At 66.6% G+C, this 23929-nt stretch carries 23 protein-coding genes; 2 read left to right on the top strand and 21 right to left on the bottom strand.

All coding sequences use genetic code 11. The annotated features are described in order from the left end of the window. From HNQ66_RS03600 to HNQ66_RS03555, 10 genes are all read right to left on the bottom strand, one after another. A complete protein-coding gene (locus tag HNQ66_RS03600) occupies positions 1-1149 on the bottom strand; it encodes an alpha-hydroxy acid oxidase (RefSeq protein ID WP_184140928.1) in 1149 nt (382 codons plus the stop codon). A 164-nt stretch (positions 1150-1313) separates the two neighbouring features. Further along, on the bottom strand, positions 1314-2357 hold the full coding sequence (gene fba, locus HNQ66_RS03595; protein WP_184140927.1) for a class II fructose-bisphosphate aldolase: 1044 nt from the start codon (positions 2355-2357) through the stop codon (positions 1314-1316). Positions 2358-2602: 245 nt separating this feature from the next. Continuing rightward, positions 2603-5005, bottom strand: a complete 2403-nt coding sequence (locus HNQ66_RS03590) for a DNA translocase FtsK (protein WP_425503347.1) — start codon at positions 5003-5005, stop codon at positions 2603-2605. Positions 5006-5423: 418 nt separating this feature from the next. After that, a complete protein-coding gene (gene mnhG, locus HNQ66_RS03585; RefSeq protein ID WP_184141323.1) occupies positions 5424-5795 on the bottom strand; it encodes a monovalent cation/H(+) antiporter subunit G in 372 nt (123 codons plus the stop codon). Between the two features lie 5 nt (positions 5796-5800). Next, the gene (locus HNQ66_RS03580) at positions 5801-6082 is read right to left on the bottom strand and encodes a K+/H+ antiporter subunit F (protein ID WP_184140923.1); all 282 of its coding nucleotides are present in this window, start codon (positions 6080-6082) and stop codon (positions 5801-5803) included. Further along, positions 6079-6555, bottom strand: a complete 477-nt coding sequence (locus HNQ66_RS03575; RefSeq protein ID WP_184140921.1) for a Na+/H+ antiporter subunit E — start codon at positions 6553-6555, stop codon at positions 6079-6081. The genes HNQ66_RS03580 and HNQ66_RS03575 overlap by 4 nt, the downstream gene beginning before the upstream one ends. Before the next feature lies 1 nt (position 6556). Continuing rightward, the gene (locus tag HNQ66_RS03570; protein ID WP_184140919.1) at positions 6557-8191 is read right to left on the bottom strand and encodes a monovalent cation/H+ antiporter subunit D; all 1635 of its coding nucleotides are present in this window, start codon (positions 8189-8191) and stop codon (positions 6557-6559) included. Next, positions 8188-8526, bottom strand: coding sequence for a Na+/H+ antiporter subunit C (locus HNQ66_RS03565; RefSeq protein WP_184140917.1), 339 nt, complete (start codon positions 8524-8526; stop codon positions 8188-8190). Before HNQ66_RS03565 ends, HNQ66_RS03570 begins: the two co-directional genes overlap by 4 nt. Continuing rightward, positions 8526-11444: a monovalent cation/H+ antiporter subunit A gene (locus HNQ66_RS03560; protein WP_184140915.1), complete on the bottom strand. Its 2919-nt coding sequence runs from the start codon at positions 11442-11444 to the stop codon at positions 8526-8528. Before HNQ66_RS03560 ends, HNQ66_RS03565 begins: the two co-directional genes overlap by 1 nt. 94 nt (positions 11445-11538) lie before the next feature. Further along, entirely contained in the window at positions 11539-11856 is a 318-nt protein-coding gene (locus tag HNQ66_RS03555) for a hypothetical protein (RefSeq protein ID WP_184140913.1), read from the bottom strand. A 460-nt stretch (positions 11857-12316) separates the two neighbouring features. Here HNQ66_RS03555 and HNQ66_RS03550 point away from each other — a divergent pair, with 460 nt between their 5' ends. Both HNQ66_RS03550 and HNQ66_RS03545 read left to right on the top strand, forming a co-directional pair. Continuing rightward, positions 12317-12604, top strand: coding sequence for a DUF2934 domain-containing protein (locus tag HNQ66_RS03550; protein WP_184140911.1), 288 nt, complete (start codon positions 12317-12319; stop codon positions 12602-12604). A gap of 87 nt (positions 12605-12691) precedes the next feature. Next, positions 12692-13063: a DUF454 family protein gene (locus HNQ66_RS03545; RefSeq protein WP_184140909.1), complete on the top strand. Its 372-nt coding sequence runs from the start codon at positions 12692-12694 to the stop codon at positions 13061-13063. Positions 13064-13065: 2 nt separating this feature from the next. Here HNQ66_RS03545 and phnN read toward each other — a convergent pair whose 3' ends face one another. The 11 genes from phnN to HNQ66_RS03490 form a co-directional block, all read right to left on the bottom strand. Further along, positions 13066-13638 (bottom strand): phosphonate metabolism protein/1,5-bisphosphokinase (PRPP-forming) PhnN, encoded by a 573-nt coding sequence (gene phnN, locus HNQ66_RS03540; protein WP_184140907.1) that lies wholly within the window; start codon positions 13636-13638, stop codon positions 13066-13068. Continuing rightward, positions 13635-14774, bottom strand: a complete 1140-nt coding sequence (locus tag HNQ66_RS03535) for an alpha-D-ribose 1-methylphosphonate 5-triphosphate diphosphatase (RefSeq protein ID WP_184140905.1) — start codon at positions 14772-14774, stop codon at positions 13635-13637. The genes phnN and HNQ66_RS03535 overlap by 4 nt, the downstream gene beginning before the upstream one ends. 1 nt (position 14775) lies before the next feature. Continuing rightward, positions 14776-15483: a DUF1045 domain-containing protein gene (locus HNQ66_RS03530; protein ID WP_184140903.1), complete on the bottom strand. Its 708-nt coding sequence runs from the start codon at positions 15481-15483 to the stop codon at positions 14776-14778. A 94-nt stretch (positions 15484-15577) separates the two neighbouring features. Further along, a complete protein-coding gene (phnE, locus tag HNQ66_RS03525) occupies positions 15578-17077 on the bottom strand; it encodes a phosphonate ABC transporter, permease protein PhnE (protein ID WP_184140901.1) in 1500 nt (499 codons plus the stop codon). Between the two features lie 9 nt (positions 17078-17086). Then, positions 17087-18049, bottom strand: coding sequence for a phosphonate ABC transporter, permease protein PhnE (phnE, locus tag HNQ66_RS03520; protein WP_184140899.1), 963 nt, complete (start codon positions 18047-18049; stop codon positions 17087-17089). A gap of 212 nt (positions 18050-18261) precedes the next feature. Beyond that, positions 18262-19167, bottom strand: a complete 906-nt coding sequence (phnD, locus tag HNQ66_RS03515; protein ID WP_184140897.1) for a phosphonate ABC transporter substrate-binding protein — start codon at positions 19165-19167, stop codon at positions 18262-18264. A gap of 80 nt (positions 19168-19247) precedes the next feature. After that, positions 19248-20096, bottom strand: a complete 849-nt coding sequence (phnC, locus tag HNQ66_RS03510; RefSeq protein ID WP_184140895.1) for a phosphonate ABC transporter ATP-binding protein — start codon at positions 20094-20096, stop codon at positions 19248-19250. A gap of 151 nt (positions 20097-20247) precedes the next feature. Continuing rightward, a complete protein-coding gene (phnL, locus tag HNQ66_RS03505; RefSeq protein WP_184140893.1) occupies positions 20248-20952 on the bottom strand; it encodes a phosphonate C-P lyase system protein PhnL in 705 nt (234 codons plus the stop codon). A 2-nt stretch (positions 20953-20954) separates the two neighbouring features. Further along, positions 20955-21731: a phosphonate C-P lyase system protein PhnK gene (gene phnK / locus HNQ66_RS03500; RefSeq protein WP_184140891.1), complete on the bottom strand. Its 777-nt coding sequence runs from the start codon at positions 21729-21731 to the stop codon at positions 20955-20957. A 214-nt stretch (positions 21732-21945) separates the two neighbouring features. Next, entirely contained in the window at positions 21946-22830 is an 885-nt protein-coding gene (locus HNQ66_RS03495; protein ID WP_184140889.1) for an alpha-D-ribose 1-methylphosphonate 5-phosphate C-P-lyase PhnJ, read from the bottom strand. After that, a complete protein-coding gene (locus tag HNQ66_RS03490) occupies positions 22827-23927 on the bottom strand; it encodes a carbon-phosphorus lyase complex subunit (RefSeq protein ID WP_184140886.1) in 1101 nt (366 codons plus the stop codon). The genes HNQ66_RS03495 and HNQ66_RS03490 overlap by 4 nt, the downstream gene beginning before the upstream one ends. Between the last annotated feature and the right edge of the window lie 2 nt (positions 23928-23929).

Below are 23929 nucleotides of genomic sequence, written 5' to 3'. Positions count from 1 at the left end.
TCACACGTCCTTGTGCAGGTTGTTGCGCGAGAGGTTCTTCACGTCGCGCTCGCCGCAGAGCGCCATGGTCGTGTCGAGCTCCTTGCGGATGATCTCGATGGCACGTCGCACGCCGGCCTTGCCGCCGGCGCCGAGACCGTAGAGGAAGGGGCGGCCGATATGGGTGCCCTTGGCGCCGTAGCAGAGCGCCTTCAGCACGTCCTGGCCGGAGCGGATACCGCCATCGAGATGGACTTCCATCCGATCGCCGACCGCATCGACGATGCGCGGCAGCATGCTGATCGAGGACGGCGCGCCGTCAAGCTGGCGGCCGCCGTGGTTCGAGACGATGATGGCGTCCGCGCCGCTCTCCAGCGACATGCGGGCGTCCTCCTCGTCGAGGATGCCCTTGAGGATCAGCTTGCCGCCCCACAGGTCCCGGATCCATTCGATGTCTTTCCACGAAAGCTGCGGGTCGAACTGCTCGGCCGTCCAGGACGAAAGCGAGGAGAGGTCCGTCACGCCCTTGGCGTGGCCGACGATGTTGCCGAAGCTTCGGCGCTTCGTGCCGAGCATGTCGAGGCACCAGAAGGGCCGCGTCGCCATCTGCCAGATGTGCTTCGGCGTGAATTTCGGCGGGGCGGAAAGGCCGTTGCGCAGGTCCTTGTGGCGCTGGCCGAGGATCTGGAGGTCGAGCGTCAGGATCAGCGCCGAGCAGCCGGCCGCCTTGGCGCGGCCGATGAGGTTGCGCACGAAATCCTTGTCGCGCATCACGTAGAGCTGGAACCAGAAGGGCCTCGTGGTGACGGAGCGCACGTCCTCGATGGAGCAGATGCTCATCGTCGACAGCGTGAAGGGCACGCCCGCCTCCTCGGCCGCCTGCGCGGCGAGCATCTCGCCGTCGGCGTGCTGCATGCCCGTGAGACCCGTCGGCGACAGCGCGATGGGCATGGAAACCGTCTCACCGATCATCTCGCTTGCCAGCGACCTGTTCGTCATGTCGACGAGCACGCGCTGACGCAGCTTGATCTTGTGGAAGTCGTCTTCGTTGGAGCGGTATGTGCCTTCGGTCCAGGCACCGGAATCGGCATAGTCGAAGAACATTTTCGGCACGCGGCGGCGCGCCTGTTCCTTGAGGTCTGCGATTGTCAGGGCCTGTTCCACGCTCATGTCGTCCTCGCTCGATCGCCTTCTACCGGAGCGCCGACGCGTCCGGGTCGCCATCTTTTACGAGGAGGGACGGTTGCCCGCAACGGATTCCTGCCGCCGGGCCATGAGAAAAAGGCAGGGGCCTCCCGGCGGGGCCGGGAGGAAACGGAGGGTGCCGACGGCGCTTATTGCGCGGCGTAGAATTTCGCCATGTCGGGCAGGCGCTTGACGCGGATGCCGGATGCCTTGCCGGCGGTGCGGAAGGCCTCGAAGCGCTCCTTGCAGACTTCCATCATGCGCGCGGTGGCCGGCTTCAGGTAATTGCGCGGGTCGAAATTGTCCGGCTTTTCCTTGAAGTTCTTGCGGATCGAGCCGGTCATGGCAAGGCGCAGGTCCGTGTCGATATTGACCTTGCGCACGCCGAGCGGGATGCCCTTCTGGATTTCGGCGACCGGCACACCCCAGGTCTGCTTCATCTCGCCGCCATAGGCGGTGAAGAGGTCCTGAAGGTCCTGCGGCACCGAGGAGGAGCCGTGCATGACGAGGTGGGTGTTCGGCAGCTTGGCGTGGATCTTGGCGATCGTCTCGATCGACAGGATCTCGCCGTCCGGCGCGCGGGTGAACTTGTAGGCGCCGTGGCTGGTGCCGATGGCGACGGCGAGTGCATCCACGCCCGTCCTGGTGACGAAGTCGAGCGCCTGGTCCGGATCGGTCAGGAGCTCGTCGCGCGAGAGCTTGCCTTCGAAGCCGTGGCCGTCCTCCTTGTCGCCGGCGCCCGTTTCCAGGTTGCCGAGACAGCCAAGCTCGCCTTCGACCGAGACGCCGGCAGCATGGGCGATCTTCACCACTTCCGCCGTCACGCCGACATTGTAATCGTAGCTGGCGACCGTCTTGCCGTCGGCGAGCAGCGAGCCGTCCATCATCACGGAGGTGAAGCCGTTGGTGATGGCGGAAATGCAGGTGGAGGGCTGGTCGCCGTGGTCGAGGTGCAGGCAGACCGGGATATGCGGATATTCCTCGGCGGCGCCGAGGATGAGGTGACGCAGGAACGCATCGCCCGCATAGGAGCGCGCACCGCGGCTTGCCTGGAGGATCACCGGCGAATCCGTCGCATCCGCCGCACGCATCACCGCCTGGACATATTCCAGATTGTTGACGTTGAATGCGGGCAGCGCATAGTCGTTCTCCGCTGCGTGATCGAGCAGTTGCCGCATGGTGATCAATGCCATTCCTGTCCTCCTTGGCCGCAGATTTCGCGGCATTGGCGGCACTATTCACACATCGTCCGCCATATGCAACAGGGCTCACGGAGCCCGCCGCAAGCCAAATCGATTAAATGGAGCAGCAAGCGGAAATTTCTCGTGGACAGGGTAAAAATCCGGCCCGCTTTCGCGCGCCGGACCGGAAAAAACCATCCAATTCAAATAAGTAGGACAATTGCCCGTTGATCGGGCAATCGCCGCGGACGACCGTCTCAGTCGTCGTCGCCGGCATCCGGCTGCTGGAAGCTGCCGCGCTCGCCGCTGACGATCTCACGCTTGCCGACATGGTTGGCGGGGCCGACAAGACCCTCCTTCTCCATGCGCTCGACGAGGGATGCCGCGCGGTTGTAGCCGACGGCGAGACGCCGCTGGATGTAGGAGGTCGAGCACTTGCGGTCGCGCATGACGACCTTGACGGCCTTCTCGTAGAGATCGTCGCCGTCCTCGGCCGCCACATCGCCCTTGTCGAACACGGCCGCCTGCTTCTCGTCTTCCTCTTCCTCCTCGTCCGCCGTCACCGTCTCCAGATATTCCGGCCGGCCCTGGGCCTTCAGGTGCAGCACGACCTTCTCGACCTCCTCGTCGGAGACGAAGGGGCCATGGACGCGTGCGATGCGCCCGCCGCCGGCCATGTGCAGCATGTCGCCCTGGCCGAGAAGCTGTTCGGCGCCCTGCTCGCCGAGAATGGTGCGACTGTCGATCTTCGACGTCACCTGGAAGGAGATGCGCGTCGGGAAATTCGCCTTGATCGTGCCGGTGATGACGTCGACCGAGGGACGCTGCGTTGCCATGATCAGGTGGATGCCGGCGGCGCGGGCCATCTGGGCGAGCCGCTGGATCGCCCCTTCGATCTCCTTGCCGGCGACCATCATCAGGTCGGCCATCTCGTCGACGATGACGACGATATAGGGCATCGGCTCGAGGGAGAGTTCCTGTTCCTCGTTGATCGCCTCGCCGGTTCCCTTGTCGAAGCCGGTCTGGACGCTGATCGAGATCGTCTCGCCCTTGTCGCGCGCCGCGGCGACGCGGTTGTTGTAGCCATCGATGTTGCGCACGCCGAGGCGCGACATCTTCCTGTAGCGGTCCTCCATCTCGCGCACCGCCCATTTCAGCGCCATGACGGCCTTCTTGGGATCGGTGACGACGGGGGTGAGGAGGTGCGGGATGCCGTCGTAGATCGACAGTTCCAGCATCTTCGGATCGACCATGATCAGGCGGCACTCTTCCGGGCGGAAGCGGTAGAGCAGCGACAGGATCATGGTGTTGATGGCGACGGACTTGCCCGAGCCGGTCGTGCCGGCGACGAGCAGGTGCGGCATCTTGGCAAGCTCGGCGATGACGGGCTCGCCACCGATGGTCTTGCCGAGGCAGATCGGCAGCTTGAATCCGGTCCGGGCGAAATCCTGACTCTCGATCATCTCGCGGAAATAGACCGTCTCGCGCGTGGCGTTCGGCAGCTCGATGCCGATGACGTTGCGGCCCGGCACGACCGCGACGCGAGCCGAGAGCGCCGACATGGAGCGGGCGATGTCGTCCGCAAGGCCGATGACGCGCGAGGACTTCACGCCCGGCGCCGGCTCGAATTCGTAGAGCGTGACGACGGGGCCGGGGCGGACATGGATGATCTCGCCGCGCACGCCGAAATCCTCCAGCACGCTTTCGAGAAGGCCGGCATTCTGCTCGAGCTGCTCCTGCGTCAGCACAAAGCCGACCGTGCGCGGCGGTTCCTGCAGCAGTTCGCGCGGCGGATATTCGTAGGTATCGCCGGAGGGCGTCGCCATCGTCACCTGGAAGGGACGGGCGCGCGACAGCACCGAGGACGGCGTTTCGCGAACGGGCTCGGCAACGGCGACCGCGGGAGCCGGCTTGCTCTCGACGACGGCCGGCACCGGCTCGGCGACGGGCGTTTCGGCGGCGGGCTCGACCGCCACCTCGGGAACGGCGACGACCGGCTCCGCGACGGCCGCACGCGCGACCGGCGGACGGCAATCGACGACGCGGAAGAGCGAGGCGATGGAGGACGGTTCCTCACGCTTTTCGGCCTTCGGCGCTGCCGCGACCGGAAGGACGGGCGCGGCGATTGCGGCCGGCGCGGGAGTGGGCAGCGGCATGCGCATGACGGTGACCGCTGGCCTTGCCGGCAGGTCACTTGCAACCGCGTCCGGAACCATCGTCTCGAAGAAGGCATGGTCGGACAGATTGGCGAAGCGGCTGACCGTGGTGCGCGCGTCCGCCTTTGCGACGGGCTGGAGCGCCGGCAGGGGCTTCGGCGCCACGGCCGGCCTGTAGGCGACGGGCGCGTCGGCGGGCGCGGTGTTGCGCGCCGCGGAAACGACCGCCTGAACGAACTGAGGCACAGGATCGACCGGCGCGGCAACGGCGGCCTGCTGCTGCGCCTCGAAGCGGCGGCGGCGATCGTCCAGAGCCTCGCGCAGGCGCTGGAGCAGTTCCGCCTGCGAAAGCTGCGGGGGCTGCGAGGGTTGGGCCTCCGGCTCCTGCCGCGCGGCCGGCTGCTCGGCGACGGGCTCGGCCGTCACGCCTTCTTCGGCGGCGGCCTCTTCGATCCTTGCGGCGATCTTGTCGGGCGTGCGGGTGAAGCGCACGTTCGGGGCCATGTAGAAATGGCTCTCCCAGCTTCCGTCGGCATATTGGCCGGGATCGTAGCTGCGCAGCGCCGGCGAGCGGAAGCGCGGCCGGTAGGCTTCGTCGTTGGCGACGGCCTCGCCTTCGGCATGCCAGACCGGGGCCTCTACGGCCTCTTCGGGCAAATCATTGTTTTCATAGGAGTAATACGACGTGCTTTCGTCGTTTTCCCCTTCGGTCTCAAGGATGGGATAGAAGTTTGTTCTGGAAATACGCATGAACCTGCAAACTCGACGATCATTGCCGATAGGGATGCGTAGATGGTTAGGAAATGAAGGTTAACAATGTCTTTGGAGGACAGCAGAATCCTCGTGACGATCCCGCTTCGAGCCACCGTTTCGCCCGGCCGCGAGGGGTCGCGGCCGGCGCAAAAAAATTCGCGAGAAAGCGTCACTCGCCGGGAACGGGATCCTCAGCGGGCGCTTCGGCCGGCACGTTCGGATTGCCCTCCGAGCGATCCCGGTGGAGGGCGGCACGGGCGAGCAGCATCAACGTCACCGGCGTGGTGACGGTCACGAAGATGCCGATGAGGATCTCGTGCACGACGGGCCGGGTCGAAAGCACCGTGAAGAAGATCATCGACGCCATGACGATGCCGCCCGTTCCCCAGCTCGTGCCGAGCGTCGGGGCGTGGATGCGCTCGTAGAAGGTCGGCAGGCGGGCAAAGCCGATCGTGCCGACGAGCGTCAGCCCCGCGCCGATCACGAGGAAGGCGGAGACGAGAAGGGCCACCCAGCCCGGCAGGTCGCCGGCATGTTCCATCGTGCTCATTCGATCACCTCCCCGCGCATGAGGAATTTGGCGAGCGCCACGGTCGCCACGAAGCCGAGCATGCCGATGACCAGCGAGGCCTCGAAATAGATCGTCTTGCCGGTGCGGATGCCGAACACCATCAGCAGCAGCATGGAATTGACGTAGAGCGTGTCGAGCGCGAGCACCCGGTCCTGGGCACGCGGGCCCCGGAACATCCGCAGCGCCGCGAGCGCCATGGCGATGGCGAGGCACACCTGCGCGAAGGCGACGGACCAGAGGAGGATCGTGTGGCTCATCGGAAGATCTCCATCAGCAGCGCCTCGTAGCGCGTCTTGATCAGGTGCTGCCACTCCGCCTCGTCGACGAGGTCGAGGACGTGGATCAGCACCGTCCGGCGCACCGAATTGTATTCGAGCCAGGCCGTACCCGGCGTGCTCGTCACCACGACGGCGAGCACCGCCAGCCCGATGGGGTTCTCAAGGTCGAGCGGCACGGTGACGAAGCCGGATCTTCGCTCACGCCGCCCGCCGGTGACGATCAGCCAGACCACGGCGATGTTGGAGAGCACGATATCGTAGAGCACGACGGCAAAGAGCTTCGGCAGGAGATACCATTTGCCGAAGTGCGGCTCGGCGGGGCGCAACGCCGCCATGCCCCAGGAGGCGAAGACCGAGACGATGCAGCCGAGGAGGAGATGGCCGAGCGTGAAGCCGTTGAGCGCAAGCCACATCAGGACGAGCGAGGCGGAAAGCAGCGGATAGGGCAGCATGTCAGATCCCTCCCCCGCCGTCCGGCCCGCTCGGCTCGGCAACGCCGGCGCGCCGTGCGTTCATGACCGCATCGATATAGGCGGCGGGCTCATGCAGGTTGCGGACCGTTTCCTCCATATAGGTCATTGCCGGGCCGGCCTTGACGGTGAGCGCCAGCGTCAGGGCGATCAGCAGCATGACCGGCGCCATTTCCATGACGAGCACGCGCGGCACCGTGCCCTCCATCGAGGCCCAGAAGGTGCGGATGCCGGCGCGGGTCATCGAGATGAGCGCGGCGAGCCCCGACAGGATGAGGAGGGCGACGATCCACCAGACGGAGGCCGGGATCGGCCCCTCGCCCGTAACGCCCGTGCCGATCATGCCCGTCAGCATGGCGAACTTCGCCACGAAGCCGGAAAGCGGCGGCAGGCCCGACAGGAGGATGCCGCAGGCGGCAAAGCAGGTGCCGAGCACGGCGATGGTGCCGGGCATGGTGACGCCCACCTCGACCTCTTCCTCCTCCTCGTCGGCATCGCCATAGGCTTCCATCGTCACGGCGAGGACCGAGGCGCCGGCATCCTGCCCGCGCTCGACCAGTTCGATGAGCAGGAAGAACGCGCCGATCGTCAGCGTGGAGCTGACCATGTAGAAGAGCGCGCCCGCCGTCACCACGCCGTTGTTGAGGCCGAGGACGGCCAGCAGCGTGCCGGAGGAGACGAGCACCGAATAGCTCGCAAGCCGTCCGAGCGCCTGCGAGGCGAGGACCCCGATCGTGCCGAAGGCGATGGTCGCCATGCCGCCGTAGAGCAGCACGTTGAGGCCGAGGCCGGCGGAGGCCCCCTGCCCGAAGACGAGCAGCGACAGGCGCAGGATGACGTAGATGCCGACCTTGCTCATGATGGCGAAGATGCCGGCGACGGGCGCTGTCGCCGCGCTATAGGCGCCCGGCAGCCAGAAGTTCAGGGGCCACATGCCCGCCTTGATGAGGAAGACGATGCCGAGGATGCCGGCGCCCGCCTCCAAGAGCATGCGCCGCTCGCCCTCGATCTCGCCGATGCGCACCGCAAGGTCGGCCATGTTGAGCGTGCCGGCCGAGCCGTAGATGGCACTGACGCCGATGAGGAAGCAGAGCGCGGCGGCAAGGTTGACGGCAATGTAATGCATGCCCGCCTTGACGCGCATGGAGCCGGAGCCGTGCATCAGGAGGCCGTAGGAGGCTGCCAGCATCACCTCGAAGAAGACGAAGAGGTTGAAGAGGTCGCCCGTCAGGAACGCGCCGTTGAGGCCCATCAGCAGGAACTGGAACAGCGAGTGGAAATGCGCGCCCGCGGCGTGCCAGCGGGCAAGCGCATAAACCAATGTCGGGATGGCGAGGATCGAGGCGAGGACGAGCATCAGCGCCGAGAGCCGGTCCACCACCAGCACGATGCCGAAGGGCGCCGGCCAGTTGCCGAGGAGGTAGACGCCCTCGAAGCCCTCCGCGCCGCCGGCAAGCCGGAACAGGCTGATGGCGACGGCGGCGAGCGCAAGGCACGACACGAGGCTGATCATCGCCTTGAGCACGCGCTCGCGCTCGTCGAAGAACAGGAGAAGCGCGCCCGCGACGAGCGGGATGACGATGGGCGCGATGATGAGATGCTGCTGCCACCCGCTCATTTCGGCTGCTCCCTGCCGTCGACATGGTCCGTGCCGGTAAGGCCGCGGGCCGCGAGCAGCACCACGAGGAAGAGCGCGGTCGTGGCAAAGCCGATGACGATGGCCGTCAGCACCAGTGCGTGCGGCACGGGGTCGGTCATGGTGGAAACGGCGACGCCCTCCTCCAGGAGCGGCGCGGCGTCCGACTTCACGCCGCCGACGGCGAAGATGAAGAGATTGACCGCATAGGAGAGCAGCGAGAGCCCGACGATGACCTGATAGGTGCGCGGGCGCAGGATGAGCCAGACGCCGGAGCCCGTCATGATGCCGATGCCGATCGATAGGACGAGTTCCATCAGGCCTCCTCCGCCTTGGGCGCTTCGAGGCCGCGCACGCGATGCACGCGGATGGACTGGTGGGCGAGCGCGATGAGGATCAGCACCGTCGCGCCGACCACCAGCGAGAACACGCCGAGATCGAAGAGGAGCGCGCTGGCCGCCGGCACCTTGCCGATGAAGGGCAGTTCCACATATTGCGAATGGGTCGTCAGGAACGGATAGCCGAAGGCCCAGGCCCCCATGCCGGTGGCCGCCGCCACGACGAGGCCGAAGCCCATCCAGCGCAGCGGCAGGATGCGCAGCCTGTCCTCCGCCCAGCGCACGCCGCCGGCGAGATATTGCAGCAGGAAGGCGATCGCCATGGTGACGCCGCCGGCAAAGCCGCCGCCCGGCAGGTCATGCCCGCGCAGGAAGAGGTAGATAGCGAAGGTGACGACGACCGGGAACATCCACTGCATGATGACGGAGGGCACCAGAAGGTAGTCGCGCACCGTATCGCCCGCCGAGCGCTCCGGGGCCGCCGCGTCATAGGCGTTCTGGATGCGCTGCTGCTCGGGCTTCTCGATGCTGTCCGCCGCCGGGCGGAAGCGGCGCAGCAGCGCAAAGACCGTGAGCGCGACGATGGCGAGGACCGCTATCTCGCCGAACGTGTCGAAGCCGCGGAAATCGACCAGGATGACGTTGACCACGTTGCGCCCGCCGCCCTCCGTATAGGCCTTTTCGAGGAAATAGCTGGCGATGGCGTCCGGCACCGGCTGCTTCATGATCGCGTAGGAGAAGAGGAACATGCCGAAGCCGCAGGAAATGGCGAGCAGGAAGTCGCGGAAGCGGCGGCCGCGCGCGGCGAGCGCCACGGAATCGTCCACCTTCACGGAGCGCTTGGGCAGCCAGCGCAGGCCGAGCAGCAGCAGCACGGTCGTGACGATCTCCACGACGAGCTGCGTGATGGCAAGATCCGGCGCCGACAGCCAGACGAAGGTGATGCAGGTGGTGATGCCCGCCCCGCCGAGCAGGACGAGCGCGGCAAGCCGGTGGTACTTCGCCTGATAGGCCGCCCCGAGCGCGCAGAACGCGCCGATGCACCAGACGACCGCGAAGATCGGGTCGACCTCGCCGAGGACCGGCGGCTTGGGCGAGAAACCGGCGATATAGAGCGGAATCACGCCCGCAAGCAGGCCCGCCGCCGTCACGAGGCGAAGCTGCGGCTGCAGATTGCGGGTACCGAGACGGCTTTCCAGCCAGCGCGCCCATTTCCACGAGACGGTGACCAGCACGCGCTCGAAGATGCGCTGGCCGACGAGATGGCGGAAGAGCGGCGGCCCGTCGTCGCACCGCGCGAGATAATCCTTGAGGAAGGCATAGAGCGCGGCCCCGCCGATCAGCGCGATCACGCTCATGACCAGCGGCGTGTTGACCCCGTGCCAGATGGCGAGGCTGTATTCGGGCGTGCGCGGGCCGAGCACCGACAGGACGGCCGAATGCAGGAACGGGCCGATCGACAGGCTCGGCACGATGCCGACGACGAGGCAGGCGAAGACCAGGAATTCGATGGGAAAGCGCATCCAGTGCGGCGGCTCGTGCGGCTTGGGCTTGGGCAGGTCCGTCGGCGGCGGGCCGAAGAAGACGACGTGGATGAAGCGGATCGAATAGGCGACGGAGAAGGCGCCGGCGAGCGTCGCCACATAGGGCAGCATGCGGTCGAGCACGGAATCGGCATGGGTCTCCACCGCCTCGGCGAAGAACATCTCCTTGGAGATGAACCCGTTGAGCAGCGGCACGCCCGCCATCGCCGCGCTCGCCACCATGGCGAGCGTGCCGGTGATCGGCAGGTATTTGAAGAGGCCGCTCAATCGCCGCATGTCGCGCGTGCCGGTCTCGTGGTCGATGATGCCGGCGGCCATGAAGAGCGAGGCCTTGAAGGTCGCATGGTTCATCATGTGGAAGATCGCCGCGACCGCTGCCAGCGGGCTGCCGAGGCTGAGCAGCGTCGTGATGAGGCCGAGATGGCTGATCGTCGAATAGGCGAGCAGGCCCTTCAGGTCCTGCTGGAACATGGCGAAATAGGCGCCGAGCAGCAAGGTGCAGGTGCCGGCGATGCCCACCAGCATGAACCATTCGTAGGTGCCCGAGAGCGCCGGCCAGAGCCGCACGAGCAGGAAGACGCCGGCCTTCACCATGGTCGCCGAATGGAGATAGGCCGAAACCGGCGTCGGCGCTGCCATGGCGTTGGGCAGCCAGAAATGGAAGGGCACCTGCGCGCTCTTCGTCAGCGCGCCGACGAGGATGAGGACGAGCGTCGTCAGGTAGAGCGGATGGGCCTTGATCGTATCGCCGGACGAAAGGATGACGTCGAGATCGTAGCTGCCGACGATATGGCCGAGTACCAGAAAGCCGGCCAGCAGGCAGAAGCCGCCGATGCCGGTGATCGTCAGCGCCATGCGCGCGCCGTCGCGCGCGGCGGCATTGTTGTGCCAGTAGCTGATGAGGAGGAACGAGAAGATGCTCGTCAGCTCCCAGAACACCGAGAGCAGGATGACGTTGCCGGAAAGCACGATGCCGAGCATCGAGCCCATGAAGGCGAGCAGGAAGGAGAAGAAGCGCGGGACCGGGTCCTCCTCCGACATGTAGTAGCGGGCATAGAGCACGACGAGGCAGCCGATGCCGGTGACGAGCATGGCGAAGAGCCAGGCGAATCCGTCCATGCGCAGGGTGACGTTCAGCCCGAGCTGCGGCAGCCATTCGAGATCGAGCCGCACCTTGGCGCCGCCCCGGACGGCGGGGTAGAGCATGGCCGTCATCACGAGGCTGGCAAGCGTCACCGCGCCGGCTATGCGGGCCGCGAGAACGCGGGAATCCGTGCGCAAAAGGATGGTCGCGGCAAGGCTTCCCGCAAAGGGGAGGCACACCAGCAGCACCAGAATCGCTTCACCTGTCATCGTTGGGTCGATCGCTTTCGAACGTCAGAACTTCTCTCATCCGGCAGGCCGGCATCGGGGAAGGCTGCGCGCGACCGACAAGGCGGCGCAGCCGTCAGGCAGGTATCCGCCACACCGGAGGCGCCCGCGCGCCCGCCGTTGCCGGGCGCCGCGTGTCGATCCTGTGGACGGAAGCCGAAGCGGGCACGGCGCCGGCTTTCGCCGGAAGGGCGGAAACCGCTTCGAACGGCTCCAGGAGACCGGCGGAACCGGGCGGCGGCGCCTCGCCGGCGATCCGCGTGCGGCATTGCAGGCCTTCGAGCCCTGCCGACTGGCCCGCCGCCTTCTGCGCGCCGCAGCGAAACGCCTTTGCCGGGATGCCGGCCGCAATGGAAATCGAGGGCGAGGCCACCAGCAGGAGCAGACAGGCCAATCCGGTGCAGAAAAGGCAAAGCGCCCGACGGATCGGTCGATGCTGTCGCCTTGATGCTGCCAAACGCCTTGCCTCTCGCTTTGCCGTTCGCGGTGAATATTCTCTCATGCGGACAATACGTTGGCGAGATCGGCGCTGTCCACCCGGAGCGGTGAAACTTTTGCGAAATTCGGCCGTTTCGTCGCAGCCGGAGGGTGTTTTTCCGTCATGGCGGGGCGAGCCATCCTGTCGCACCCCGCCAGCTTGAAGGCCCCGCGCTTTGGGCGCATCCTGACGGTGCGAATCGCATGAAGCAGACCTGCTCCGCCCGAGGGTATCGCCCGGAGCGTATGGTGCGTTGAATATCCGGACCCGCCGCGGAAGGTTCCCGGCCGTCCGGCGAGTTCCGTGTTCCGGTTCCTGCCCGAGAAACCCGTAGCGTACCGGCACGGCGTCACTTCACCTTGAACGAGGACAGACCATGACGGATGCGCGAAGGGAATGGATCAGCAAGCGGGCCTATGCGCTGTGGGAAGCAGCCGGCCGGCCGCACGGACACGACGGCGAGCACTGGGAACAGGCCGTGCGCGAGCGCGAGGAGTTCGAGCGCGTGGCGCTCGGCACCGAGACGGCGCCGGCAAAGACGAAGAAGCCGCTGATCGAAATCGCCGGCACGACGCAGGCCAAGGCCGCTTCGGCGGCAAAGACCGCCAAGGCGGCGGCGAAGGCGAAACCGGCCAAGGGGACCGTCGAGAGCAAGCTGGCCTGAGGGACCGGTCCTGCGGCATTCGGGCCCCTTGGAGGCACCGGCAAAACACTCTATCTGGGCGGCACGGCGTTTTCGACGGGGGTTTGGGTGCGCGCGATCTATATGACCGCCGGCCTTGTGATGACGGCGCTCGGCATTGTCGGCGCCTTCCTGCCGTTGCTGCCGACGACGCCTTTCCTGCTCGTTGCCATCTGGTGCTTCTCGCGCTCGTCTCCCCGCCTGGAGCACTGGCTGCTCAATCATCGCACGCTCGGCCCGCCTCTGGTGAACTGGCAGCGCGAGGGCGCGATCTCCGCACGCACGAAGGTCGTCGCGGTCTGCCTGATCGCCGCAAGCTACGGCTTCTTCTGGTATCGCACCCAGCCCTCGCCGCTTGCGGCCGTCGCCGTCGGCCTCGTGCTTTCGGCAAGCGCGCTCTTCATTCTCACCCGCCCCCTGCCCCGGGGCGGCACGCGGTAGTCTCACCCCCTGCCTGCAAGGGTGGAGGCCAGCAATTCGACGAAGGCCTCTCCCGCCGCTTCGAGCGGGCCGCTATTGTCGATGACGACCGTATCGGCGGTAATGACGATCTCCGGCACCGCGCGCTCAAGGCGCCGGGCGATCGCCTCGCCGCTCTCCCGGCCGCGGGCGGCAAGGCGCGCGGCCAGCACATCCGGGCGGGCGGTGATCAGAACGACCTTCAGCCGCGGAAAGGTCTCGGCGAAATCCGGCAAGGCCGAGCGGCTGCCGTTGGCGATCAGCGTCATGCCGTTCGTAAGCCGGTCCAGCGTCTCGCGCGGAATGCCGTAGGAAAGGCCGTGCGCCTCCCAGGAGACGGCGAAGGCGCCCTCGGCCGCGCGCCTGCGGAACCCGTCCGCATCGATCGCCTCATGCGCCTCGCCGCCGGCATCGGCCGGGCGGGTGATGACGCGGCGCACGAAAGCCACACGGCTTTCCCCGGAAAAATGCCGGGCGGCATAGGCCATGACGCTGTCCTTGCCCGCCCCGCTCGGGCCGACGACGACGACCATCGCCCCTTCGTCCACCATGTTCATGCCACCCGCCTGCCCTGCCGCCAGACGGAGCGCACGACCGGCACGCCGGAGGGCCGGCGCACGCGCACGATGTCGGCGCGAAGGCCCGGCGCGATTGTGCCGCGGTCGTCGAGCCCGACCGTGCGGGCAGGCGTTGCGGAGACCATCGAGATCGCCTTCGTCAGGTCGATATCCTCCACCTCGTCGGCGAGGATGAAGGGAGCGTGCATCAGGCTGAAGGGCACGTAGTCGGAGGAGAGCACATCCAGCACGCCCATGCCGGCAAGGTCGCGGGCGGCGATGTTGCCGGAATGCGACTTGCCGCGCACGATGTTCGGCGCGCCCATCAGGACGCTCATGCCCGCCCCGTGCGAGGCCTTCGCCGCCTCGACGCTCGTCGGGAACTCGGCAAGGCGGATGCCATAGCCGATCGCCTCCTCGACATGCTCCAGCGTCGCGTCGTCGTGGCTTGCGACCGAGATGTTGCGGGCGGCGCAGGAGGCGGCGATGGCATCGCGGTGGGGCTTGGCATAGCGGGCGGAAAGCGCCTGCTGGCGCTTGCAGAAGTCGGCGAACTCGTCGTCCGTCAGGCCGCGCTTCTTCTTGTAGTAGAGGATGTACTGATCCATCGTCTGGAACTGGCGCTGGCCGGGCGCATGATCCATCAGCGAGACGAGGCGCACGAGCGGGTCGTTCTCGAATTCCTCGTAGTGGTCGAGCACGTTTTCGGTCGAGACCTCGCAGCGCAGGTGGATGAGGTGCTGGGCGCGCAGCCGGTCCTCGTCCTGCGCCGCGGCGATGGCGTCGGCCATGGCGCGCATCTCGCCCTTCTCGAAGCCGCCGTCCGCATCCGAGCCCATGCGCAGACAATCGAAGACGGTGGTGATGCCGGAGGTGACGACCTGCGCGTCATGCGACTGGATCGCCGCCGTCTTGCCCCAGCGCACGCCGGGACGCGGCGAATAATGCGCTTCGAGATGGTCGGTATGCAACTCGACGAGGCCGGGGATGAGGAAATCCCCCTCCATGTCCTCGCCATTGGCGGAAGGGCCTTCGCAGATGTCGGCGACAAGGCCGTCGCGCAGCACGAGCGTGCCGTCGAGGATCTTGTCCTCCAGCACGATGCGGGCATTGGAAAGAACGGTTTCGCGGGTCATGTCAGGCGGTCTTTCTGTTGGCTTCTCCCCCGAGCGGGAAGAGGGAATGAACGGTGAAATCGGCGCCGCGCGCAGGCTCGCGGAAGAGTGCGAGCCCGCCGATGGGCAGCGGCCGGCCGTGGAAGGCGGAGAAACGGTCGAGAAGCACGGCTTCCACGGCATCGCGCCGCTCGGCTGGAACGCGCCCGGTCAGCGTCATGTGGAAGCGGAACGTGTCGAAGACGTAAGGGTAGCCCCATTGCACGAGGTTCTGGCGCTCTTCGGCGGACAGTTCGTCCGGCCTGCGGCGGGCGATGTCGGCGGAAGTGAGCGGGGCGCGGAACCGCTCGAAGCGGCGCACCACCTCGCCGGCGAAGGCTTGCAGATCCTCGCAATGATCGCCCGGCACCAGCGCGAAGAAGGAGCCGAGCCGGCCGACGATGACCTCCGGGATTTCAAAGGTCGCGGCTTCGGCGGAAAAACGGCCGATCTCGGTTACGAGTTCGGCCTCGCTGCGGCCCTCGGCAAGCGTGAACGGCGCCTTCAGCGTGGCGTGGAAGCCGTAGCGCCGCGGATCGGCCGTCAGCCCGGCAAGCGTCGCCGCGTCGAAGCCGGCGACGGCCGGCTGCTCCAGCGGCGCGCCGGTAAAGGCATTGCGCCCCAGCCAGGCCGCGGCGGTCAGGGTCAAGGGATCGCTTGCGGGCGGGGTGAAATAGAGGGCGTAACGCACGGGGGGCTGTTCCTGTGGGAAGTCTGCGGCGCCGCCGGAAGGCGGCGCCGCATAGTGACGGGATTCGTGTGGCAGCACCATGCCGCCACGCCGATTAATGCGCCGGCCTGCCCATCAGGCGCGAGCGCAGCGCGTTGGATATGCCGTCGAAGACGAAGACGACGGCGAGAATGAGGAGAACCATGTAGGCGACGTTCTCCCAGTCCGAATTCGTGCGCATCGCCTCCCAGAGTTTCAGGCCGATGCCGCCTGCGCCCACCGCGCCGATGATGGTGGCCGAGCGGGTGTTCGATTCCCAGAAATAAAGCGCCTGCGAGGCGAAGAGCGGCAGGACCTGCGGCAGCACGCCGAAGCGCTGCACCGCGACGGGCGCGGCACCGACCGACTTTACGCCCTCGCGCTGCCTGTCGTCGATATTCTCCAGCGCCTCGGAATAGAGCTTGCCGAGCGTGCCCGTATCCGTGAAGAAGATCGCCGACATGCCGGCAAGCGGCCCGGGGCCGAAGGCGCGCGTGAAGAACAGCGCCCAGATGAGCATGTCGACCGAGCGCAGGAAATCGAAGAGCCGCTTCGTCACCTGATTGGAAAGCCGGCTGCGCGTGATGTTGCGCGCGGCAAGGAAGGACAGCGGGAAGGCAAGGAGCATCGCGAAGAGCGTGCCGACGAAAGCCATCACGATCGTCTGGAGCAGCTTCGTCCAGACGTCGAGATGCTGCCATTCGCCATTGTAGAGGATGTTGTCCCAGGCAAGCGCGAGGTTCGACCGGGTCGGATCGATCCGCTCGCCGGACGTCACCAGCGAGAAGACCTCCGGCAGGGGCCTGCCGTGGAAGGGCGAGTTCGTGTCGAACAGGAAGTTCACCCAGCCGGGAAAGCGGCGGCGGATCGTGACGTCGTCGGCCTCGATCTCACCCCAGCCGGAAAGGCCGAAGGAGACCGTGATCTTGCCGCCCGGCTCCTTCTGCACCGCCCAGCCGGGCAAGGCGCCCTCGGCTCTTGCCGTGCCGCCGCCGATATCGACGGCCAACCGCTCGCCGCCATGCTCCACGGTCACGCGCGACGGCAGGACCTCGACGCTGGTGGAGGAATTGAGGATGATCTTCGCGCGCCTGACCACCTCTTCCTCGCGCGTCGCAGTCGCGTCTGCCCCGGCCGCGGCGGCCGTGCCGCCGACGCTGCCGCCCGCACCCATGAAGCCCATCGAGGCGGGCTTTTCGTCTGTCTTTGCAGCGACGCGAGCCGCGGGAACCGTGCGGGTCATCGTGCCCCGCTCGATCTCCACCCAGTCCGGCTCGGCATTGGGGCCGAGGGGCGAGAAGCGCGGATAGCCGAGCTCCATCGAGCCGTCCGCGTGGATCGTCACCTCCGGGCGCACCTCGTAGGAGACCCAGTCGGCGAGATAGGTTCCGGCAATGCCCCAGTTGGCGGTACCGAGCACATGGCCGATGGCGAAGAACCACCAGCAATAGACCACGTAGAGCGCCAAGCCCCCGGCAATGAGGGGAATGCGGAAGCGCTGCCGGACCGGGCGGTCGAGGACGGCGGGATGGCGCGCCGCGATCTCGTCCCTCCGTGCGGGATTGAGGGTCGTCATGACGCACTCCTATGCGGCCGACCGGAAGGCCTGGTCGCCGACGAGACGGCGGCGCAGCCAGGCGGAGACCTGATCGACGGCAACGATGGTGAGAAGCAGGAGAAGCACGATGGCGAGCGTCTTGGCCGCGTGGCCCTGCCCGATAGAAAGTCGCAGCAATTCGCCGATGCCGCCGCCGCCGACCGCGCCGATGATGGTCGAGGCGCGGACGTTGATTTCGAGGCGCAGGAGGAAATAGCTCATGAAGTTCGGCGCCACCTGCGGCACGATGGCGAACCAGACGCGCTCCACCCAGCTCGCCCCGACCGCGCGAAGCCCCTCCTCGGCCTTCATGTCGACATTCTCGACCGCCTCGAAGAACAGCTTGCCGAGCGCCCCGACGGTATGGATCGAGACGGCGATGACGGCCGGCAGCGGCCCGATCGACAGGATCGCGAGAAAGAAGCCGGCAAGCACCACCTCGGGAAAGGCGCGCAGCACCTCCATGAAGCGGCGCACCGAACCGCGAACGATCCGGTTTGCGACGAGGTTCTTTGCCGCGAGGAAGGAAAGCAGGAAGCCGAAGACCATGCCGATGACGGTGGAAAAGAACGCGATATTCAGCGTTTCCAGCATCTTGTGGAAATATTCCGGCACATAGAGGCTGCCGATCACGTAGAGCCGGCCTTCCGGATAATCGTACTTGAAGCTGCCGTCGTCATAGGGCGACGGCAGGTCGAACAGCGCGCGGAAGACCTCCCAGCCGTCGCGCGGCACCATGTCGCCGACGAAGTCGAAGAAATGCGGCAGGCGGTCGAGGAATTTTCCCGCATTCGTCTCGTTGGCGAACCATAGCGAGCCGCCGAGTGCGACCACGAGAGCGGCAAGGCCGAACCAGGTATAGAGCCGGCGGCGGGCGCTCAGCTCCTGGAAGTGCTGCTCGATGAGCGCGCCCTTCTCGCTGAAGCCGTCGTGAAGCGTGGTCATGGCCATGGTTTATTGCGCCTCGGCAGAGTTCTGTATGCTCGTCTGATTATCGACAAGGCCCGCAACCTCTCTTCCGTCATGGTCGGGCTTGACCCGACCATCCATGCTCCGGATGTGGCGTGGATCCTCGGCTCAAGGCCGAGGATGACGTTGTGGGTGGGGCAACGTTATTGACAGAAAAGGCACCGGCCGGCTTGCGGCCAGCGCCGGTGCTCCTGTCAGCCGCCGATCGTCGCCTTGCGGACGTCGATGATCGGCTTGTAGAAATCGACATTGACTTCCGTGAAGGCGGTGAAATCGCCGCCCATGACGGCAGAGAAGCAGGCGGCGTCCTTCTTCGGCAGGTCGAGCATGAACTGCTTGAACTTCGTCTTCATGTCGTTGTCCATGGAGGTCCGCACGACGATCGGGCCATTCGGAATGAGCGGCGATTTCCAGACCTCGACGAGGTCGTTCATGTCGAGAATGCCCTTCTCGACCATCTTGTGCAGGTTGCCGGACGTGTAGCCGTCCTTCCACGCGCCGACGCCCGAGCCAAAGGTCGTGCCGGCATCGAAGGTGCCCTTCATGACTTCGAGGACGAGGTTCTCGTGGCCGCCGCCGAAGCCGGTCTCGGCGAAATATTCCTTGACCGGCGCGCCGATCGCCTCCGGCAGCGTGACGAGCGGGATGAGATAGCCGGAGGTGGAATCCGGGTCGGCGAAGCCGAGCTTCCTGCCCTTGAGGTCTTCCAGCTTGGTGATGCCTGAATCCTTGCGGGCGACCATGATGGAATGATAGCCGGTCGAGCCGTCCGTCTGCACCGTCGTCAGGATCGGCTCGACGGCCTTCGGATCGGCAAGGTAGATCTTGGCGAAGCCCGAGGCGCCGAGCTCGGCATAGTCGAGCGTGCCGCCGAGCAGGCCCTGGATGACGCCGTCGTAGTCGGCGGCCGGGAAGAAGGAGACCTTCTGGAAGCCGAGCTCTGCCTTCAGGTGATCGCCAAGGCACTGGTAGTTGCGCAGGCGATCGGCTTCGTTCTCGCCGCCGATGATGCCGACGCGGAATTCCTTGAGGTCCTCGGCCTGGACGTGGCCGGCAAGCGCGATGAGCGCGACGGCGCCGAGAAGGGCTTTCTTCAGCATGATCTTTCTCCTGTTTGGCCGGCGTCGCCGGACCTCGAAAGGTTATGGCCCTTGACGCGGGCCGTTCGATCCCGGCGGGCTCAGAGGCCGGCCAGTACCAGCGGCGTGGGGCTGGCGGATTCCCTGATGTTGTCCTGGCGGACCGGATTGCGGATCGCCGTGGAGGTGACGCTCTCGTCGATCTCCGACCCGTTCGCGCCGGTGCCGTAGATCGTGCGCACGGCCTCCGCGGTGAGCTCGCGCGGCGGGCCGTCGAAGACGACGCGGCCGGCCGACATGCCGATGATGCGCTCGCAATAGGCGCGGGCCGTATCCAGCGTGTGCAGGTTGGTGACGACGGTGATGCCCTCGCGCTCGTTGATGTCGCGTAGCGCATCCATGACGATCTTGGCGTTCAGCGGGTCGAGCGAGGCGATCGGCTCGTCGGCGAGCAGCATCTTCGGGTTCTGCATGAGTGCGCGGGCGATGGCCACGCGCTGCTGCTGGCCGCCAGAGAGCGTGCCGGCCGGCTGAAGCGCCGTCTGCTCGATGCCGAGGCGTTCGAGCGCCGCAATCGCCATGATGCGCTCCTCGCGGGTGAAGAGATTGAGGATGCTCGACACCGTCGAGCGATGGTTGAGCCGGCCGAGCAGCACATTGGTCAGCACGTCGAGGCGCGGCACGAGGTTGAACTGCTGGAAGATCATGGCGCAGTCGCGCTGCCAGTTGCGCAGGCCCGCGCCCCGCAGCGAAGAGACTTCCACATCGCCGAAATGGATCGTCCCCTCGCTCGGGTCGGCAAGCCGGTTGATCATGCGCAGGAGCGTCGACTTGCCCGCGCCGGAGCGGCCGATGACCCCGACCATCTGGCCCTCGGGGATGTCGAAGGTCACGTCGTCGACCGCCAGGCGCGCGCCGAAGCGGCGGGTGACATTCTTCAGTCGGAACATGGCAGGTCCTTCCTTCCGGGCGTCCGGTCCCCGAGGGGCCTCGTGTCGTTTTCCGGATTGGCTCTAAACGCTGTCGATGAAGGGGCGATGTCAGTTCGATGTCGGAAAGATTACAGTCCACAGGGCCTGAAATTCCGCCATCCGCGGGCGGTCATGCCGCCTTGCGCGGCGAGAAGGCCGAGACGTCGACGATGCGGTCGGCCACCTTCGCGCGCACGTCCTCGTCGTGGAAGATGCCGAGGAGGGCGACGCCGGCCGCCTTCTTCTCCGCGATCATGGCAACGACGACGGCGCGGTTCGTCGCGTCGAGCGAGGCGGTCGGCTCGTCGAGCAGCAGGATGCGGTGATCGGTGATGAAGCCGCGGGCGATGTTGACGCGCTGCTGCTCGCCGCCGGAGAAGGTGGCGGGCGGAAGCTGCCAGAGCTCGCGCGGCAGGTTGAGCCGGTCGAGCATCGCCTCGGCCGCATCCCGCGCCTCCGCCGGGGCGACGCCGCGCGCAAGCAGCGGCTCGGCGACGACGTCGACGGCGGCGACTCGCGGCACGGTGCGCAGGAACTGGCTGACATAGCCGAGCGTAGCGCGGCGCACGGCAAGGATCGTGCGCGGGTCGGCACCCGCAAGATCGACCACCCGGCCCTCGTGCTCGATAAGGATCTGGCCGCTATCGACGGCATAGTTGCCGTAGACCATCTTCAAAAGCGAGCTCTTGCCGATGCCGGACGGACCGCCCAGCACGACGCATTCGCCGGCCTTGACCGAGAAGGCGACGTTCGAGACCACCGGCAGGCGGAGGCCGTCGCGAAGATGCATGGTGAAGCTCTTCGCCACTTCGGAAACGACGAGGGGGGTCGGCATGGTCACACCTGAAGGATCGAGGAAACGAGGAGCTGGGTATAGGCTTCGCGCGGATCGTCGAGCACGCGGTCGGTCAGTCCCTGCTCGATGACGAGGCCGTCCTTCATCACCATCATGCGGTGCGACAGGAGGCGCGCGACGGCAAGGTCATGCGTGACGACGATGGCCGAGAGGCCGAGATCCTGCACGAGGCCGCGCAGGAGATCGAGCAGGCGCGCCTGCACCGAGACGTCGAGGCCGCCGGTCGGCTCGTCCATGAAGACGAGGCGCGGCGAGGTGACGAGGTTGCGAGCGATCTGCAGGCGCTGGCGCATGCCGCCGGAAAAGGCGCGCGGCTGGTCGTCGATACGGTCGGCGCTGATCTCGACCCGGCCGAGCCAATCGCCGGCCGTCTCGCGGATATTGCCGTAATGGCGCTCGCCGACGGCCATCAGCCGCTCGCCGACATTGGCCCCGGCCGAGACCGCCATGCGCAGCCCGTCCGCCGGGTTCTGGTGAACGAAGCCCCAGTCCGTGCGCATCAGGAAGCGGCGCTCCGCCTCGCTCATGCGGGCAAGGTCGCGCATGGTGCCGTCGCGCATGCGGTACTCGACCGAGCCGGAGGTCGGCATGAGGCGGGTGGCGAGGCAATTGAGCAGCGTCGTCTTGCCGGAGCCGGATTCGCCGACGACCGCCAGCACCTCGCCCGGCCAGAGGTCGAAGGAGACGTTCCGGCAGCCGATGCGCGCGCCGTAGAATTTCGAGATGTCGCGGACCTTGAGAAGCGGGGCGTCGGTCATCGGACGGCCTCCGGGGTGCGAGAGGCTGTGGCACCCCCCTCTGCCCTGCCGGGCATCTCCCCCTCAAGGGGGGAGATTGGATGGGGCAAGGTCCCGCCCATCTCCAACGTTGCAATTCGAGCTAGGATCGCACTACTTGCCGATCTCCCCCCTTGAGGGGGATATGTCCGGCAGGACAGAGGGGGGTGGCGCCGGGCCATGACGTAACGAGGAGTCATTCCGCAGCCTCCTTGTCATGGGCGAGGTGGCCGCGGTGACCGCTCGCGCAGCGTTGTTCGCAATGGTCGGTGTCCGAGCAGACGAACATCCGCCCGCCCCTGTCGTCGAGCACCACTTCGTCGAGATAGACGTCCTGCGCACCGCAGAGCGCGCAGGGCTTGTCGAAGGTCTGGATCTCGAAGGGATGGTCCTCGAAATCGAGGCTGACGACCTCCGTATAGGGCGGCACGGCGTAGATGCGCTTCTCGCGGCCCGCGCCGAAGAGCTGGAGCGCTTCAGACATGTGCATCTTCGGATTGTCGAATTTCGGCGTCGGCGACGGATCCATGACATAGCGGCCCTCCACCTTCACCGGATAGGCATAGGTCGTGGCGATATGGCCGTTGCGGGCGATGTCCTCGTAGAGCTTCACATGCATCAGGCCGTATTCCTCCAGTGCATGCATCTTGCGCGTCTCGGTCTCGCGCGGTTCGAGGAAACGCAAGGGCTCGGGGATCGGCACCTGGTAGACGAGCGTCTGGCCGGACGTCAGCTTTTCCTCGGGGATACGGTGGCGCGTCTGGATGATCGTTGCCGCGCGCGTCTTCGTCGTCACCGCCACATTGGCGACCTTCTGGAAGAAGGCCCGGATAGAGACGGCGTTGGTCGTGTCGTCCGCCCCCTGGTCGATGACCTTCAGCACGTCCTTTGGACCGAGGATCGCCGCTGTCACCTGCACGCCGCCGGTGCCCCAGCCGTAGGGCATGGGCATTTCGCGCGAGGCGAAGGGCACCTGATAGCCGGGAATGGCGATCGCCTTCAGGATCGCGCGGCGGATCATGCGCTTCGTCTGCTCGTCGAGATAGGCGAAATTGTAGGTCGCAAGGTCTGCGGTCGTCATTCTGCGGCCTCCGGAAGGTCCTTGTCCTGCGCGGCCTCATAGTCGCGCCGCATGCGCCGCACGAGGTCGAGCTCGGCCTGGAAATCCACGTAATGCGGGAGCTTCAGGTGCTCGACGAAGCCGGTCGCCTGCACGTTGTCGGAATGGGAGATGACGAACTCCTCGTCCTGCGCCGGGGCGACGATATCCTCGCCGAACTCCTCGGCGCGCAGCGCCCGGTCGACCAGCGACATGGCCATGGCCTTGCGTTCGCTCTGGCCGAAGACGAGGCCGTAGCCGCGGGTGAACTGCGGCGGGTTCTTCGCCGAGCCCTTGAACTGGGCGATCATCTGGCACTCGGTAACCTGGATGCGGCCGAGCGAGACGGCAAAGCCGAGCTCCGGCATGTCCAGCTCCACCTCGACCTCGCCGATGCGCACCTCGCCGACGAAGGGATGGGTGCGGGCATAGCCGCGCTGGGTGGAGTAGCCGAGCGCCAGCAAAAAACCCTCGTCGCCGCGGGAAAGCGCCTGGAGGCGCAGGTCCCGCGCCATCGGAAATTCCAGCGGCTCGCGGGTGAGGTCCCCCGGCACATGGCCCTCCGGCAGGCTGCCGTCGTCCTCGACGAGACCTTCGCCGGCAAGGATGTCGGAAACGCGCATGACGGGCTCGCCGGCTTCCTCGCGCTCCAGCGGCGCCTCCACCTCTTGGTCCGTCAGGAGCGACGGGTCGAGCAGACGGTGGGTATAGTCGAAGGTGGGGCCGAGGAGCTGGCCGCCCGGCAGGTCCTTGTAGGTCGCCGAGACGCGGCGCTCGACGAGCATGGCGCCCGTCTCGACCGGCCTGGAATAGCCGAAGCGCGGCAGCGTCGTGCGATAGGCGCGCAGGATGAAGATCGCCTCGATCATGTCGCCGCGCGCCTGCCGGACGGCGAGCGCGGCGAGCGCCCGGTCGTAGAGCGAGGCCTCCGCCATCACCCGGTCGACGGCAAGGCCGAGCTGGGCGACGATCTGCTCGATGCGTATCGCCGGCAGCGAACGGTCGCCACGGCGGCGGTCGGCGAGAAGTCGATGGGCGTTGGAAATGGCGGCTTCGCCACCCTTGACGGCAACATACATGG

It is taken from the genome of Shinella fusca (assembly GCF_014203155.1).
Taxonomy (GTDB): Bacteria; Pseudomonadota; Alphaproteobacteria; order Rhizobiales; family Rhizobiaceae; genus Shinella; species Shinella fusca.
Note: the sequence above shows the minus strand (reverse complement) of the source record. Positions and strands in the feature narration are given on the sequence as shown.

What these genes read in the sequence shown, in the direction of transcription:
- HNQ66_RS03600 (WP_184140928.1), bottom strand. Translation starts at nt 1,149, where the DNA reads ATGAGCGTGGAACAGGCCCTGACAATCGCAGACCTCAAGGAACAGGCG.
- fba (WP_184140927.1), bottom strand. Translation starts at nt 2,357, where the DNA reads ATGGCATTGATCACCATGCGGCAACTGCTCGATCACGCAGCGGAGAAC.
- HNQ66_RS03590 (WP_425503347.1), bottom strand. Translation starts at nt 5,005, where the DNA reads ATGGCCCCGAACGTGCGCTTCACCCGCACGCCCGACAAGATCGCCGCA.
- mnhG (WP_184141323.1), bottom strand. Translation starts at nt 5,795, where the DNA reads ATGGAACATGCCGGCGACCTGCCGGGCTGGGTGGCCCTTCTCGTCTCC.
- HNQ66_RS03580 (WP_184140923.1), bottom strand. Translation starts at nt 6,082, where the DNA reads ATGAGCCACACGATCCTCCTCTGGTCCGTCGCCTTCGCGCAGGTGTGC.
- HNQ66_RS03575 (WP_184140921.1), bottom strand. Translation starts at nt 6,555, where the DNA reads ATGCTGCCCTATCCGCTGCTTTCCGCCTCGCTCGTCCTGATGTGGCTT.
- HNQ66_RS03570 (WP_184140919.1), bottom strand. Translation starts at nt 8,191, where the DNA reads ATGAGCGGGTGGCAGCAGCATCTCATCATCGCGCCCATCGTCATCCCG.
- HNQ66_RS03565 (WP_184140917.1), bottom strand. Translation starts at nt 8,526, where the DNA reads ATGGAACTCGTCCTATCGATCGGCATCGGCATCATGACGGGCTCCGGC.
- HNQ66_RS03560 (WP_184140915.1), bottom strand. Translation starts at nt 11,444, where the DNA reads ATGACAGGTGAAGCGATTCTGGTGCTGCTGGTGTGCCTCCCCTTTGCG.
- HNQ66_RS03550 (WP_184140911.1), top strand. Translation starts at nt 12,317, where the DNA reads ATGACGGATGCGCGAAGGGAATGGATCAGCAAGCGGGCCTATGCGCTG.
- phnN (WP_184140907.1), bottom strand. Translation starts at nt 13,638, where the DNA reads ATGAACATGGTGGACGAAGGGGCGATGGTCGTCGTCGTCGGCCCGAGC.
- HNQ66_RS03535 (WP_184140905.1), bottom strand. Translation starts at nt 14,774, where the DNA reads ATGACCCGCGAAACCGTTCTTTCCAATGCCCGCATCGTGCTGGAGGAC.
- phnE (WP_184140901.1), bottom strand. Translation starts at nt 17,077, where the DNA reads ATGACGACCCTCAATCCCGCACGGAGGGACGAGATCGCGGCGCGCCAT.
- phnE (WP_184140899.1), bottom strand. Translation starts at nt 18,049, where the DNA reads ATGGCCATGACCACGCTTCACGACGGCTTCAGCGAGAAGGGCGCGCTC.
- phnD (WP_184140897.1), bottom strand. Translation starts at nt 19,167, where the DNA reads ATGCTGAAGAAAGCCCTTCTCGGCGCCGTCGCGCTCATCGCGCTTGCC.
- phnC (WP_184140895.1), bottom strand. Translation starts at nt 20,096, where the DNA reads ATGTTCCGACTGAAGAATGTCACCCGCCGCTTCGGCGCGCGCCTGGCG.
- phnL (WP_184140893.1), bottom strand. Translation starts at nt 20,952, where the DNA reads ATGCCGACCCCCCTCGTCGTTTCCGAAGTGGCGAAGAGCTTCACCATG.
- phnK (WP_184140891.1), bottom strand. Translation starts at nt 21,731, where the DNA reads ATGACCGACGCCCCGCTTCTCAAGGTCCGCGACATCTCGAAATTCTAC.
- HNQ66_RS03495 (WP_184140889.1), bottom strand. Translation starts at nt 22,830, where the DNA reads ATGACGACCGCAGACCTTGCGACCTACAATTTCGCCTATCTCGACGAG.
- HNQ66_RS03490 (WP_184140886.1), bottom strand. Translation starts at nt 23,927, where the DNA reads ATGTATGTTGCCGTCAAGGGTGGCGAAGCCGCCATTTCCAACGCCCAT.